Here is a 14503-nt window from a genome sequence, read left to right as displayed (position 1 = left end):
ACGCAGGTGAGCTGCGCCCACCGGTTCACACCCGAGACATCCTGACACATCCCGGGATGCGCTCGGGCGTTTCAGGGCATGCAAGCGTAACGCTGCTCTTATCGACGGCTCACGCGCATCCGCCATACCGCGCCACTGGGGCGAAAAGAGCGCAACGCCGGCATTACGAGCACCACTGCCGTCCGCGAAGCAGCCCCACCTTCAACAGCCCCGCCCGGCCTGGCCGCGGCGGGCTCTTCTCGTCACCGCTCAGCCGGCGCGGCGGTTACAGCGGACATATGCCGAGGTACCCCACGCGCTCGTCCAAGTCAGGTGGTCGCCATCGACGATGAGGCGAACCCGGGAGGACCAGCGCCGAGCACGATCGCCGCAATTGGCGACCATAGTCCAAGCGTTGCCGGTACGGTGAGCGTCGCGGAAGCTGCAGATGGTGTCCCCGGCCTTGGCGCGCTCGGGCGTGATCGTGGCCTGGAAATAGCCATGACGGCGCGAGGGGGCACCGCAGGCATCAGCCGTGGGACCCCAGGTGCCGACGTAGTCTGAGTTGGACGAGGCTGAGCGCTGTACAGCTGGCACCCCAGCGGGCTGCGATCCGAGGATCGGTGAAGCTGGCGCCGCCACGACCGCAGGCGGCGCGGCGACCATGGCGGGCTCTGGCGCTGCAACCATGACCACGTGGCCGGGCATGTCCTCGGATGGATCGATGAGCGGTTCACCAACAGTCGGAGTCGACGGGGCCCGGAATGGCATGTCCTCGCTGAGGTAGGCGGCGCAATAGGCGAACAGACCAACCCAGCCCAGAGCGAGAAAGAGCTCGGGCGCGTAGCTGCGCCGACCTAAAAGTCGTGGCTCAATGGCTAGGTCGGCCAAGACTACCGCCGCCATCTCGTCCTCCTACCCACATCTTTGAACGGCCTGTACGCCCGCCACCGGTTCTCGGCGCCCATGATGGCGAGTTTTGAGGCTCCGATCAGCAATTCTTCAATGTTAAGGCGCCTAATTACCGATGCAAAAATAGTTAATATTTCGTTAACCCATCTCGCCTGGATCGTGTTTGGGAAGTCCGAGGCTGCCGGCGGCGTAGGGGCCGCGTTCGCCCTGTGAATAGCCGTGATTAAGGCAGTTGCGACACCCATGCCGCAGCGATCGAATCTTTGATTACTGAGTTTAGATTGGCCGGCGCCCGACGCGCATGGGTACGCTCCGACTCGACGTCATGGCCGACGCCCCCGACTTTTCCAGCTTGGTCGCACTGCTTGGATGGCGATGCGGGAAGCTGCGCAGCAGCCTATCCTCTGCTCTTGCCGGAGCGCTGGCCGTGTAGCCCCGATCCGCCACGCCCCATTTCTGCCTGGCAGCCAGAGCCGCTGCACGCCGCATCACCGTGGACGACGCTGCGACACCAGACGGACGCCCCCCCGAAAATAGATAGCTGCGTCGTCGGGAATGGACAGAAGTCATGACGTAGTTAAAGCTCAGGCGCCAACAAAATCTCGAGATCATCCTGCGTCATTGCGACGGTCGGCGCGCCATCATGATCGAATAGCGATTGCGCCAGTGCACCCTTGCGCTCTTTCAAGAGCTCCATCTTCTCCTCGATCGTTCCACTCGCCACGAGCTTGTGCACGAACACCGGCTTGGTCTGTCCGATCCGGTAGGCCCGATCGACCGCCTGATCCTCCACGGCAGGGTTCCACCAGGGATCGTAGAGGATCACGGTATCGGCCGCGATCAGGTTGAGACCTGTCCCCCCGGCCTTCAGGCTGACGAGGAAGACTCGGACAGAACCTTCCTCAAACAGCCGGATCACCGCCGGCCGGTCCCGAGTCGCTCCGGTCAGGAGTGCATAGGCGATAGCGCGCTTCGCGAGCCGCTCCTCGATCAGGCGGAGCATCGAAGTGAATTGCGAGAAGACGAGAATACGTCGCCCCTCCGCGAGCAGCTCGACAAGTATCTCCTCTAACCGGTCGAGCTTGGCCGAGCCGGCCACGCCCTTTCGCGCCGGCGATTTGCGCGCCGCGTCCCGTCGCGGCGCAAGATTCGTACTGTCGCCGCTGTCCGCGTCGGCCAACTTCAGGAGGCGCGGGTCGCAGCAGGCTTGGCGCAGCTTCAGCAGGGCGTCGAGGATGACGATCCGGCTGCGCGCCCAGCCCCGCTCGGCGATCGCCGCGCTGACGCGCGCATGCATCGAGAGCCGGATCGCCTCGTAGACGTCGCGCTGCGGGCCCTGGAGGTCGATGCGCTCGACGATCTCGGTCTTCGGCGGCAGCTCGCGGGCGACCTCCTCCTTGGTCCGGCGCAGCAGGAACGGCCTCACACGGCGGGCCAGCAGCCGGCTGCGCTCACGGTCGCCGTGCTTCTCGATCGGGTTGCGCCAGACCCGGGCGAAGCTCCTGCGGTCGCCGAGCAGGCCGGGACAGGCGAAGGCGAACAGCGACCACAGCTCGTCGAGGTTGTTCTCCAGCGGGGTTCCGGTCATGCAGACGCGATGGCGGGCCTCGATCCCGAGCAGCAGCTTCGTCGTCGCGGCATCCGGATTCTTGATCGTCTGCGCCTCGTCGAGGAGCAGCAGCGACCACGTGCGCGCCGCCAGCACGGCGTGATCGCGGGCGATCAGCGGATAGGTCGTCAACACGAGATCGCTGTCGGGGATCGCGCCGAAACGATCCGCGCGATCGTGGCCGTGGAGCGTTAGGACGCGCAGATCGGGCGCGAACCGCTCCGCCTCACGGCCCCAGTTCGCCATCAGGCTGGTCGGCGCGATCACGAGGGCTGGACCGTCGAGCCGACCCTGTGCCTTATCGATCGCCAGCAGAGCCAGAGCCTGAACGGTCTTGCCGAGACCCATATCGTCCGCGAGCACGCCGCCGAACCCGACGTCGCCCAGGAAGGCGAGCCACGACACGCCCTCCTGCTGGTAGGGCCGCAGCGTCGCGCGGAAATTTGGGGGCAAGCGGGCCGACGGGATACCGCCGGCCGCACCGAGCCTACGACCCATTTCGCGCACGCGCTCGCCGCCGCACCAGGTCGTGTCGGGCATCGCAGCCTCGAAGGCCGCAAGCTCGGCAGCGTCGGCACGGTTGAGGCGCAAGCGGCCCTCCGCAGCCGAGTTACCGAGCGCGAGATCGCGGATCGCCGCGACGATCGGCTTGAGCCGCGTCGCCGGGAAGGCGAGGACGCGCCCATCGCCAAGGGGCAGGTAGGCCGCCTCATCCTCCTCTGCCGCCGCCCCCACCATCGCGAGATCGAAGCCGGGTGCGGCGATCATAGCGACGATCGGACCGATCAGATCGATCCGCTCGCCGTCGACCATGACGCCGAGATGGAGTTCGAGCCAGTCGATGCCCGATCCTTCGCGGACCTCCGCCTCGAAGCGGTCGCCCGCCCGCAGCAGCCGGCCCGGGAAATCGTCGGAGACCTCGATCTCCCAACCCGCCCTCCGAAGCTGGGGCAGGACATGAAACTGCGCGTCAAGCCAAGCCAGATCGTCGCCCTCCGGGACGAAATCGCGCGCGTGCGCGGCCGGGACCCGGGCGCGCCGCTCCGGCAGCGGCACGAAGTCGTTGGCCAGCAGATCGGCGACGGCGCGGCGCTCTGCGTCCGCGTCGCGATGAAGCTCGATCAGGCGTCCAGCCGTAAGCCGCGTCACCACGGGATGAGCTTCGCCGAGCGGAATGGTCACGGGACCGTAGCGGAAGGAGAGGCGACCCAGCCCGACCCGTTCGGGCAGGGGCGGCGCGCCGTAGCCATAGTAGCTGAAAGGTGAGGCCGCCTCCGGCGGGAGATCGGCAGCGAACAGGCTCAGGACCGGTGTCGGCGCTACACTGGTCAGATGCTCCCGCTCGGGCTCCGGCGCCGCTAAAGCGGCCAGGCTAGGGGCACGCTGGATTAAAGCAGCGTTGAACGCCGCCACCGCGGCGCCGGGCACCTCCGGAGCGGCCAGCAGCGTCGCGGCAATCCGCGGCGGATGGCCCGTCTCGACGGTGCCGATCAAACCCTGCTCGGGATCGACATAGACCGGCGGGGTGGCGGCGAGTGCGACACCCGGACCGGCGAGTTCGAGCCGGGGCACAAGGGCGGCCTCACCGGCCGGCTGCCAGACGATCCGGCCCGATCGCGGCGGCCCCGCAGCCAGAACCGACCCAGCAAGACCAAGCCAACGCGCCCGCCCGGTGGCGAGGATCTCCGCGAGGATCGCCGCGCCCGCGTCGCAGGCGAGGCTGATGGCACCTCCACCCCCGTAGCTCCCGTACTCCCGGCGGAGCAGTGCCGCCGCCCGGAGGATCCTCAGATCCGAAGGCCTCAGGAACTTGGCGGAGCTGCCCGATAGCGCTGTGCTGGCCTCGTAGGGGCGGCTGTTCTGCGAGAAGCCGCCGCCTTTGAGCAGCCGCGCGGAGATCGGTCGGACGCCGAGCCGCGGGACACCTTGGCCCATCGGGATCGGGCTGAGCACATAGACGAGGCGTTGCGCGATGCTGTCGGGATAGCTCTCCTCGGCCATGGCTTGAGCCCGGCCGAGATCGTCCAGCCACGCGGCCAAGCCCGGGATTGAGACGATACCTTGGGTGGGCGCTACGACGGAGCGCGGTGCCGGCGTGGACAAGAGCCGAGTGATGCGCTCCTCAGACGAAGGACGAGGCAGGCTCTGCGCCGATTGAAGCCGGTAGAGGAGCACGGCGGCAACATGCTTGCAGTTGAAGCCCACCGGGCAGGTACATTCCCCCGCGATGCTGAGGCCGCCGCGAATGCCCTCTCCGATCTCGATCGTCTGCTCGTAGGGCCAGCGAGCCGTGCCGCGGACCTGCCCGAACACGACCTCGCCGTCCTCTTCGACAGCCAGAACCCGGCCCTGCCGCACGTACTGACGCGCAGCCTCGAAGGCGTTGCGGCCGACCTCGCTGAGGATGTCCCCTTCGCTGTAGCGCTCCATAGGACTTCCGCGGAGCCTCCTCGAACGCCGATTTCGGTGTCCATTCGACGAAAGCGAGAGTGCCTTTGTCAATCGAGCGGCGTGTCAACCGTAAAGCATCGCCATAACCGTCTCGCCTCGGGCGCCGTACACTCCTCAGGCGTGGAGCCCACCAACACCGTCACCTCGCGGCTGATCACTCACGTGGGCGATTGAAGACCCGCTTCAGAGAGGCATCATAGCTACGAGACGATCGCCCCCTGGCCGTCGTGCCAAATCACCCTGATCAGACCGCCGCGCCGCCCTCCGTATACCAACGGGCGTCGGGCTGGCGCGTGGCATGCGTCACTGTGGCTGTTCCCTGGGCCGCGCTGAGAGAGTGGTGCAATCGCAGGCCAGATCAGCCAGTACGCCTTCGAAAGTGCCAAGCTCATCGGGAAGACCGGCAGCGACGGCCGCGGCACCCCTGTACGTCACATGGCCTCCCTGGCCTTGATCGCTTCGGCCGTGAGGTTCTTCCGGCCGGCGGCGTTGTCCCGCCTCTCCGCGGGCGGGTGGGCCCCGAGGTCGCCCTCCCGGGCCGGCTGCCCGACAAGCTTGGTTAGGAGCTGCCGCATCACCTCGGCCTGGCGCACCGTCTCGGCCGCCATTTCGGCGTCGATCGGCTGCGTCGTCGGCGCGGCTCTTCCGCCCGGGGCACGGCCCCTAAAGGGGCGGCTGCCCCCTTGCTGCCCCGCGGATCGCGCCGTCATGACCCTGCGAGAGGTCACCAGCGGCCGTGGGCAGCTTGGCCGGCACTCGTTGAACTTAGAAGCGCTCGCGGCCGCCACTGGCCAAATTCGAAGGGGTGCGCGGCCAGCCCTGGCGAGGAATCCGTTGGGTCACTGAACAGCAGGGCGTTGCCCAACAGGATTAAGCCGCCAAGTCCAGATCGGTATTCACGGATTGTACATCATGTGCCCCATTTAAGCTGAAATGTCCGAACGAAATCTGTATTATTGCGTCTCTTATTGGCAGCTATAGAGTCTATACCGATGTGCGAGCGCCGCGCAAAACTTCGTGTGCGGACTACTATCGAGGGGCGGGCCGCCTTCCCGGGGGGCCGCACGGACGTTCGTTGCATCGTCACGAATTTCTCGCCGGTGGGGGCTTGTCTCTCATTCGTGCCGGGTACGACGGTGCCGCGCATGTTCCAGCTGGCAATTGGGCAAGAGCCTGCAGCCTCGCTTGTCCGTGTGGTCTGGCGGCGTGAGGAAGTGGTTGGGGTGGCCTACCAGGTGCCCCGGGCAGGTGTGCCCGACGTAATCCCTGGTTGGTGCTGAACTCACCGGAGAGCGGGGCGCGGGTATGTCGGCCAGCGCCTCAAGGCGCGTGAGCGCCAGCGGGCACGAATCCGCTCGGCCCAGCAGTCCAGTCGAAAGTAGCCGTCATGAGAGTGCTCCCGGATCCGAGCATTCCGCGGCCCGGGCTACCTGCTTTCTCACCGCCGTCCGCGCTGCGTCGGGACCGAGCCAATAGGGCGCCCGCGGAGGCTCTGGGCCAGGCGCATGAGGTCAGCGTCAGGCTATGAACGACCGCCACGCTTGGCCGCTCGTTCTTACCCCTGGCCACATCACAACCGTAAAACCTGAGCCGCAGGATGGCCGTTGGGCGAGAGCTGCACACGGCGTGCAGGCGCATTGCCGGCGCTCTGAATTGCACCGCAGAGCAACTTGCGGGGCCGTGGCCCGCGTCACTTTCCAGACCGCGGTCACTTCATTCATACGTTCTTATCCATCCACTTTAGGTTGCCATTTACAGGCGCATGAGAGGAATCGGCAGACGAGACAGAGGCCGAAGTAGTCGAGGTTGCGCTTGCGGGTCGAGCGCTTCGGCCGACGAACCGTGTTCTGCGCCGCGCCCGATGCGCCCCGAGCGCGGACAGGATGCGGACGATCTGCCCGCGGTTCATGTTGCCGTAGCCGTCGAGCTGGGTGCCGCGACCGGGCACGCAGAACTCGTTCGAGCGCAGGATGCCCTTTGGCTCGGAGCGCGAGCTCAAAGCGCTTGGCCTTGCGCGGCCCGCCGGCGACCTGTGGCCCGAGATACTTCCAAGCCGGGACCGAGCCGAAGCCTTCCTTGAAGCCGAGCTCGGCTTGGAGCCGCTGCTTTGTGGCTGGCCGCACCTGCAGGGCGTTCAGCGTGCAGTTCGTAGGTCGGTCGAACACCGACCGCATGGTCTTGCGCTCGGCCTCGCGGGCATCCTTCATCACGTTGGTCAGTGTAAAGGCGGCGACGAACGGAACCTGCTTGGCGGCGCGCCCGACAACCTCGGCTTCGATGCCGAACTCGCCGGCGTTGAGGGCCAACATGGGCGGACCGCTTTCGTCGGCAAGGCGCCTGGGACAGCTAAGCGGCCTCGACCGTGAGCGAAACTAGGCCGAGGGATCGGCCGCTCTCGTCCCGAATAGACACACTAATCTGATCGCCCGGCTTATCGGAGAGGTGATCCTCGGCGAGTTCAGTGAGGACTTTTAGCGCCTCATGGCGGGCCGCTCGAGCGTCCGGAAACTCCGTCCCTTCGTTGTCCTTGATCAGCTCGCCATCCATGATACCGAAGTAGTAGCGCGCCACCGGCCTCTCCTTGCTCGATGGTACGCTAACCTCGCGCCCCCTCCGGCGTTGCTTGACGCCCAGGCTTGGAGCAACTGCCGGTTCAGCGCCCGATGTTGACATCCTCCTCGCCCTGAAGGGCGAGGATTCCTGCGGCTCACGCCGCAAGGTCCTGTTTCACTGGGGCCGCGCGCCGGGCAGAGCCCGGCGCGTCTGACGTCCCCTCCACAGGCCATCGCCGGGGATCGGACCCGGCCCTGACCACGAGCCCCGCGGCCAGGATGTTCAGCGACGCGTTCGCGTCGCGGTCGTGCGTGACGCCGCAGGCGTCACAGGTCCACGTCCGCACGTGCAACGCCCGCTTCCGACCGACCGTGCCGCAACCCGAGCACGCCCGCGTGCTCGGGAAGAAGCGGTCGATCGTGACGAGGTCGCGCCCGTACCACGCGGCCTTGTACCGGAGCATCGCGAGGAGCGCGCCCCAACTGGCGTCGTAGAGCGAGCGCGCGAGCCGCGTGCGGGCGAGCCCGCACAGGCTGAGCGTCTCGATGTGGATCGCTTGGTTCTCGCGAATCCACCGCGTCGAGAGCTTGTGGTGGTGATCACGCCGCGCGTCGGCGACGCGCGCGTGCAGGCGCGCCACCGCGCGCCGGGCCTTCTCCCGATTCTTGGATCCCTTTTTCTTCCGTGCGAGCGCTTTCTGCGCCCGGCGGAGTGCGTGTTGGCGCTGGCGCAGCCAGCGCGGGTTGGCGACCGACGCGCCGTCCGAGGAGACCGCCAGCGTCATCAGCCCGAGATCTACGCCGATCGCCGGCCGCAACGGCTCAGGCGCGGGCGGCGGCTCGACCTCGATCCGGAACGCAACGTGCCAGCGTCCGGACGCGTCGAGCGAGATCGTCACCGACGAGGGCGCCCTCGGCAGAGCGCGCGACCAGCGGATCGCCAGCGGCTGCTTCATCAGCGCGAGCGTCAGCTGACCGTCGCGCCAGCGGAACGCCGTCTTCATGAACGTCGCGGATTGCCAGTCGCGGCGTGACTTGAACCGAGGCTTGCGTCCGAGCCGCTGGAAGAACCGGGCGTAGCCGGATTCGAGATGCCGAAGGGCCTGCTGCACCGGCACGGAAGAGACTTCGGCCAGCCACGGCCACTCGGCCTTCCAGGCCGGCAGCCGACGGGACAGGATCTTGAACGGGATGCGTTCGCGACGCTCGCGCCACGCTATCTCGCGCTCATAGAGCGCGCGGTTGTACACGGCGCGCACGCACCCGAAGGTGCGCCGGAGCAGGTCCGCCTGCTCCGGCGTCGGGTCAAACCGGTACCGGTAGCCCGCCGCGAACGCCATCGGTGCAGCTTAGATGTTCGTGTTCTGTTCGGCAACGGCGCTGGTGCGCTTACATCCCCGGCCTAAACGCCGGGGCCTTTCGCGCACATCAGGTAATGGTCTTCACCTCGCCGGAGACCGGGTCGAGTAGGGTGATCGTCTGCTGGCTCATATGCCGCCCCTCCGACGCTCGCAAAAGGTTTTGTGCGTGCCGCCCGGGGACAAGCTCAGATGCGTGGCCAGCACAGTGCCGACCAGCGGGCACTCGGTGATCAGCGCGACGGGCTGGACGAGCACGTCGAGCGCCGTGTCGCGGGTGCAGTCCGGCCCCTCGACACCGGGTGGGCAGGCGAGCGCGCCGGCCATATAGCCCGGCGTCTCAGCGTGTGCCGGCTGGTCGAAGATCCAGAACCAGGCCCAGCCGAGCATCAGGATCAGGATGATGCCGGCAGTCTGCCGGACGCCGAAAATGCTGCGGGCGATCTCAAACATCGGTCGCGATCTCCGTGACCGGCACATCAGCGCAGGCGCCAAGCAGATCGTCTGTGACCACCATCACCGAACTCGTGGCCGATCATCGCGATCTGGCGCGAGGCGTCGGCCCACCGTCAGTCCTTCAGCGCCGGGATCAGCGCCCGGGCGAACCGCACGAAGCCCGCACGGAACGCGCTCACGCCCCCGACCAGCGCGCCACTTCGTCGGCGACGGCGAACGGCCATTGGAGCGCGGCCTCGTGCAGGATCTCGAACGTGCAGCGATAGACGTCCAGCAGCGCCCATAGGTCGAGCCGATGACGCGGCATCACTGACCCTGCTGCGGCTGGGGCAGGGGACGCGGCGCCTGCTGCTGCATGCGCTCGGCCATCAGGAATCCTTCCGGCGCTCGCAGCGCACGACGGCGAAGCGGCCGTCGCCGGGCAAGCCGTCGCGGGCCGCCGTGGCTTGGCCCGTCATCATGCAGGCAAACGGCGTCGCGGCCGGCGCGGCGCTCGACGTCTCGAAGCAGGTCGCCTCGGCCGCCTCGTGCAGCCAGCGGATGCGGGCGCAATCGGTGGCGAGGTAGAGCGGCGCATCGTGAGCGCTGGAGGCCAGCTCGATGCGCCACGGACCGAAGCTGTGCGCCCAGGCGGTCAGACCCGAGCGGAAGGCGATCGGCGGCGGGACGGCGTTCACGGGATGATCGCCTTGTGGGCGCCAGGTTGCAGGACGTGCGCCTCGCTCCCGTTCCATCGGAACAGGTACTCAATCGCGCCGCGGTATTTCGGGTTGTCGGTCACGTACGCGACCGTTGAGATCGCCCACCGGCCGCCCTTCGGGGCCGGGATGGCCTCGGCGTTCAGCGCGTCGGCGATCGCCTTCAGCGTGGTTGACCCTGACCCAGCAAACTGGTCCGCGTCGAGCGCAAGTTTTTCGGGCATCCTGAACCCTGAAGGAGGGTGGATGCCATGCCTCGCAAACGCTTCACGAACGAGCAGATCGCCTTTGCCCTGCGGCAGGCGGAGAACGGTGCGACGGTGGACGAGGTCTGCCGGAAGATGGGTGTGTCCGAGCCGACGTTTTATCGGTGGAAGAAGCAGTTCGTCGGCATGGGCGTGCCGGAGATCCGGCGGCTGAAGCAGCTGGAGGACGAGAACAGCAAGCTTAAGCGGCTGGTCGCCGACCTGACACTGGACCGCTCCATGCTGCAGGACGTGCTCAAGCGAAAGTGGTGAGGCCCGCTGCTCGCCGCGAGGTCGCCGGTCACCTGCAGGTGGCCTACGGCATCAGCGAGCGTCGGGCCTGTCAGGCCACCGGCTTCGGCCGCTCGTCCCAGCGCTACCGCAAGCGCGCCGATCCGCAGGTAGCTCTGCGCATGCGGCTGAAGGAGTTAGCGGCTGCACGGGTGCGCTACGGCTATCGGCGGCTGCACATCCTGTTGCGACGAGAGGGCTGGGAGGTGAATCACAAGCGCACCTACCGGATCTACCGGGACGAGGGGCTGTCGATCCGGCCCAAGCTGCCCAAGCGCAAACGGGCTTGTCGCTACCGGCAAGGGCGGCCGGCCATCGGCGGACCCAACGAGGTCTGGGCCATGGACTTCATGTCCGACCGCCTGTTCGACGGGCGTCCGTTCCGGATCCTGACGGTGGTCGATTGCCATACGCGAGAGGCGCTCTCGCTCACACCGAGAGCCAACTTCCGCGCCTTCCAAGTGACCGAGGCCCTGGACGCCTTGGTCCGGCTGCGCGGGCGGCCCAAGAGCCTGCGGGTCGACAATGGACCGGAGTTTGCCGGGCGCATGCTCGACCAGTGGGCGTACCTGAACGGGGTCGAGATCGACTTCTCACGACCGGGCAAGCCGACCGACAACGCCTACATCGAGTCGTTCAACGGCCGCCTACGGGCAGAGTGCTTGAACGCTTCGTGGTTCCTGTCGCTGGCCGATGCCCGTGAACGCATCGAGGACTGGAGGTGCCACTACAACGAAGATCGACCCCATACGGCCCTGGGCGGCTTGACGCCCCGAGCCTTCGCCAACCAAGCTGTCACAGCCCGAGAACTTGCATAGGTCGTGGACCACAAACCGGGTCAACTCCATGGTCTTCCGTTTCTAACCTTGGACACGGACCGCCACGTGGGGGCCGATCACCTGAACCCGCAAAATTCTCTGTACTTTTCCCTGGTGCAGGGAACGGCATGGCGCACGCGTTCACCGATCCTCCTGCCTCATGGGATCAAACTTCCACCGGCCGCAGCTTGACGGCCATATCCCATAGCGTGTGCCGCTTCGTTCCCGAGGGGAGGGGGTAAGACGGCTGCGCCACGCACAGTGGAGCCATTCTCAGGGCCTCGTGAGCTGCGCGAGCTCTTTGTGTACCTCGCATCGCAGCTGGTTCGGATGAACGGCCAAGGGATCCGGCCAATGCGCCCAAAATCTTCGGGCCATCGACGAGAGCGCGAGCCGGGCCTGCGCGGGGGAAAAGGGTACCGTCGTGCGTTCTCATGGTTGCGCACGACGGTTCCGCAGGGCCGCCGACGTCACCCAGCCTCGGCCGGCAGGTCCACGTTCGAGGCGACCGTGCAGCCCTCACGGTCGAAGACGCTGTAGATCGCCGCAGCCGGTTCGAGGCCGAGGCTGCCGATGTGGGCGACAGCAGCCTCCTTTGCCTCAGCGACCGTCTCGAAGGGATCGGGCAGCTGGTACATGCGCGTCTCAATCTCCCCATCAGGAGAGGGGGGCTCGGCTATCGTGATCTCGACCGTGTAGGACATGACCGAGTGCGCCTACCCTCAGTGGAACACACCGAAGAGCCACAGCAGAATGATAATCGGCAGAGGAATGCCGAGGAGCCACAGGAGTCCACCGCGCAGCATTGCTGTCTCCGTTTCCACAACAGCCTCGCACCATGCGAGATTGCAGTCGTAACGTCCGGACGGGCAAAACCGATGCACAGCCAGCGAAAGAGGCTGGGGATTGGACCTGTGGACCTGCAGCGCGCATCGCCACGGGCTTGAACCAAAAGCTGTCGGTGCCGTTGATCGGCTAAAGAACCATCACCAAGCAGACCGCCCCCGAGAATTCCAGGGAGAGGCCTATGCCGAGGATCAGCGTGAAGCTCGCCGGCGACGGCACCCATATGGTCGTCAAAGACCACGATCCTGTGGCAAGCGGCCTGAGCCTGGACGAGGCGGAGAACTTCGTGACCTTCCTGCGCGTGTCGGCCAAGGTCCGGAGAACGCGCCGCTTACCCGAGGCGGTGCGCAACCGTGGAAGTCTGGCGGCCTGAGACGCCCCCGACAGGGATTATTGCAGGCGTCCCGCAGCGATCGCCGCCCTAATCCAGCGGGGCGACAGGATCTTGCCGTCCTCGGTGATGATCCAGGTCTGAGCGTCCTCGGCTTCGATGGCCTGAGCTGCCGCCGCAAGCGCCTCGCGCAGCGTCGCGAAGGTCCGTCCCTCGGCGACCTGGGCTGGGTTCTGGCTCGGCCAGATGGTCAGCTCGGCGCGCTTTTCGAGGTCGGCTTGCATGATGCTGGTCCTCAATCAGGTATGGGCGTGCCGGTATTCACCGTAATCTGGGGCGATCATTCGGCAGTGCCGTTACCGCTTCGTGTCATCAGCATCACGGGTGCGCGAGGCTTCGTTGACATCCTCCTCGCCCTGAAGGGCGAGGATTCCTGCGGCTCACGCCGCAAGGTCCTGTTTCACTGGGGCCGCGCGCCGGGCAGAGCCCGGCGCGTCTGACGTCCCCTCCACAGGCCATCGCCGGGGATCGGACCCGGCCCTGACCACGAGCCCCGCGGCCAGGATGTTCAGCGACGCGTTCGCGTCGCGGTCGTGCGTGACGCCGCAGGCGTCACAGGTCCACGTCCGCACGTGCAACGCCCGCTTCCGACCGACCGTGCCGCAACCCGAGCACGCCCGCGTGCTCGGGAAGAAGCGGTCGATCGTGACGAGGTCGCGCCCGTACCACGCGGCCTTGTACCGGAGCATCGCGAGGAGCGCGCCCCAACTGGCGTCGTAGAGCGAGCGCGCGAGCCGCGTGCGGGCGAGCCCGCACAGGCTGAGCGTCTCGATGTGGATCGCTTGGTTCTCGCGAATCCACCGCGTCGAGAGCTTGTGGTGGTGATCACGCCGCGCGTCGGCGACGCGCGCGTGCAGGCGCGCCACCGCGCGCCGGGCCTTCTCCCGATTCTTGGATCCCTTTTTCTTCCGTGCGAGCGCTTTCTGCGCCCGGCGGAGTGCGTGTTGGCGCTGGCGCAGCCAGCGCGGGTTGGCGACCGACGCGCCGTCCGAGGAGACCGCCAGCGTCATCAGCCCGAGATCTACGCCGATCGCCGGCCGCAACGGCTCAGGCGCGGGCGGCGGCTCGACCTCGATCCGGAACGCAACGTGCCAGCGTCCGGACGCGTCGAGCGAGATCGTCACCGACGAGGGCGCCCTCGGCAGAGCGCGCGACCAGCGGATCGCCAGCGGCTGCTTCATCAGCGCGAGCGTCAGCTGACCGTCGCGCCAGCGGAACGCCGTCTTCATGAACGTCGCGGATTGCCAGTCGCGGCGTGACTTGAACCGAGGCTTGCGTCCGAGCCGCTGGAAGAACCGGGCGTAGCCGGATTCGAGATGCCGAAGGGCCTGCTGCACCGGCACGGAAGAGACTTCGGCCAGCCACGGCCACTCGGCCTTCCAGGCCGGCAGCCGACGGGACAGGATCTTGAACGGGATGCGTTCGCGACGCTCGCGCCACGCTATCTCGCGCTCATAGAGCGCGCGGTTGTACACGGCGCGCACGCACCCGAAGGTGCGCCGGAGCAGGTCCGCCTGCTCCGGCGTCGGGTCAAACCGGTACCGGTAGCCCGCCGCGAACGCCATCGGTGCAGCTTAGATGTTCGTGTTCTGTTCGGCAACGGCGCTGGTGCGCTTACATCCCCGGCCTAAACGCCGGGGCCTTTCGCGCACATCAGGTAAGGCACGAGACCGGGTCGTGCCCCGACGTCCTACAGCTCCGATCTCCGCCCACTGATCTTGCAAGCCGATCGTGGCGATTGTCCCGCCGAGCCAGCGCGAGCTTCGAGAAGCGCGGTCTCGTCCTGGCACCCACCTGCCAGCCCAAACACCTCGGGCGGTTAGCGAGCACCGGCGGCCCAACGCTTAGAGGCCCGCTCATCGGTGGGTCGTGTCCCCGGGAGTGGTCTGGGCGCCGG

Annotated in this window: 15 protein-coding genes; 2 read left to right on the top strand and 13 right to left on the bottom strand. The window is 67.0% G+C overall.

Going from position 1 to position 14503, the window contains the following annotated elements:
- Positions 1–249 precede the first annotated feature (249 nt).
- The 10 genes from ACYCO6_RS17795 to ACYCO6_RS17750 form a co-directional block, all read right to left on the bottom strand.
- The gene (locus ACYCO6_RS17795) at positions 250–885 is read right to left on the bottom strand and encodes a peptidase inhibitor family I36 protein (RefSeq protein ID WP_459773333.1); all 636 of its coding nucleotides are present in this window, start codon (positions 883–885) and stop codon (positions 250–252) included.
- Positions 886–1468: 583 nt separating this feature from the next.
- The gene (locus ACYCO6_RS17790; RefSeq protein WP_459773331.1) at positions 1469–4930 is read right to left on the bottom strand and encodes a DEAD/DEAH box helicase; all 3462 of its coding nucleotides are present in this window, start codon (positions 4928–4930) and stop codon (positions 1469–1471) included.
- A 452-nt stretch (positions 4931–5382) separates the two neighbouring features.
- A complete protein-coding gene (locus ACYCO6_RS17785; RefSeq protein ID WP_459773330.1) occupies positions 5383–5559 on the bottom strand; it encodes a hypothetical protein in 177 nt (58 codons plus the stop codon).
- A gap of 1119 nt (positions 5560–6678) precedes the next feature.
- The gene (locus ACYCO6_RS17780) at positions 6679–7260 is read right to left on the bottom strand and encodes a hypothetical protein (RefSeq protein WP_459773327.1); all 582 of its coding nucleotides are present in this window, start codon (positions 7258–7260) and stop codon (positions 6679–6681) included.
- A gap of 37 nt (positions 7261–7297) precedes the next feature.
- Complete coding sequence (locus ACYCO6_RS17775) at positions 7298–7522, bottom strand: DUF6894 family protein (RefSeq protein ID WP_459773326.1); 225 nt, start codon at positions 7520–7522, stop codon at positions 7298–7300.
- Positions 7523–7658: 136 nt separating this feature from the next.
- Positions 7659–8843, bottom strand: a complete 1185-nt coding sequence (locus ACYCO6_RS17770; protein WP_459773313.1) for an RNA-guided endonuclease InsQ/TnpB family protein — start codon at positions 8841–8843, stop codon at positions 7659–7661.
- Between the two features lie 147 nt (positions 8844–8990).
- A complete protein-coding gene (locus tag ACYCO6_RS17765) occupies positions 8991–9314 on the bottom strand; it encodes a hypothetical protein (protein ID WP_459773324.1) in 324 nt (107 codons plus the stop codon).
- A gap of 178 nt (positions 9315–9492) precedes the next feature.
- A complete protein-coding gene (locus tag ACYCO6_RS17760; RefSeq protein ID WP_459773322.1) occupies positions 9493–9624 on the bottom strand; it encodes a hypothetical protein in 132 nt (43 codons plus the stop codon).
- 61 nt (positions 9625–9685) lie between these two features.
- Positions 9686–9994, bottom strand: a complete 309-nt coding sequence (locus tag ACYCO6_RS17755) for a hypothetical protein (protein WP_459773321.1) — start codon at positions 9992–9994, stop codon at positions 9686–9688.
- Complete coding sequence (locus ACYCO6_RS17750) at positions 9991–10239, bottom strand: recombinase family protein (protein WP_459773319.1); 249 nt, start codon at positions 10237–10239, stop codon at positions 9991–9993. Before ACYCO6_RS17750 ends, ACYCO6_RS17755 begins: the two co-directional genes overlap by 4 nt.
- 27 nt (positions 10240–10266) lie before the next feature.
- Between ACYCO6_RS17750 and ACYCO6_RS17745 the strand changes: the two genes are divergently transcribed.
- Positions 10267–11369 (top strand): IS3-like element ISMra1 family transposase gene (locus ACYCO6_RS17745; RefSeq protein WP_459768370.1). Its coding sequence is split into 2 segments (ribosomal slippage): positions 10267–10528 and positions 10528–11369, totalling 1104 coding nucleotides; the frame shifts between segments, so codons are not numbered across the junction.
- Positions 11370–11839: 470 nt separating this feature from the next.
- Here the strand turns inward: ACYCO6_RS17745 and ACYCO6_RS17740 are convergent.
- On the bottom strand, positions 11840–12073 hold the full coding sequence (locus tag ACYCO6_RS17740) for a hypothetical protein (protein ID WP_459773317.1): 234 nt from the start codon (positions 12071–12073) through the stop codon (positions 11840–11842).
- Positions 12074–12396: 323 nt separating this feature from the next.
- On the opposite strand from ACYCO6_RS17740, the gene ACYCO6_RS17735 reads away from it, so the two are divergent.
- On the top strand, positions 12397–12588 hold the full coding sequence (locus ACYCO6_RS17735) for a hypothetical protein (protein ID WP_459773316.1): 192 nt from the start codon (positions 12397–12399) through the stop codon (positions 12586–12588).
- 17 nt (positions 12589–12605) lie between these two features.
- Here the strand turns inward: ACYCO6_RS17735 and ACYCO6_RS17730 are convergent, their stop codons facing one another.
- Both ACYCO6_RS17730 and ACYCO6_RS17725 read right to left on the bottom strand, forming a co-directional pair.
- Positions 12606–12830: a hypothetical protein gene (locus ACYCO6_RS17730; protein ID WP_459773315.1), complete on the bottom strand. Its 225-nt coding sequence runs from the start codon at positions 12828–12830 to the stop codon at positions 12606–12608.
- 156 nt (positions 12831–12986) lie between these two features.
- Positions 12987–14171, bottom strand: coding sequence for an RNA-guided endonuclease InsQ/TnpB family protein (locus tag ACYCO6_RS17725; protein WP_459773313.1), 1185 nt, complete (start codon positions 14169–14171; stop codon positions 12987–12989).
- Between the last annotated feature and the right edge of the window lie 332 nt (positions 14172–14503).

This window comes from Methylobacterium sp. CM6257 (assembly GCF_054611515.1).
The sequence above is the reverse complement of the archived record's forward strand: the minus strand, read 5'-3'. Positions and strand labels throughout refer to the sequence as shown.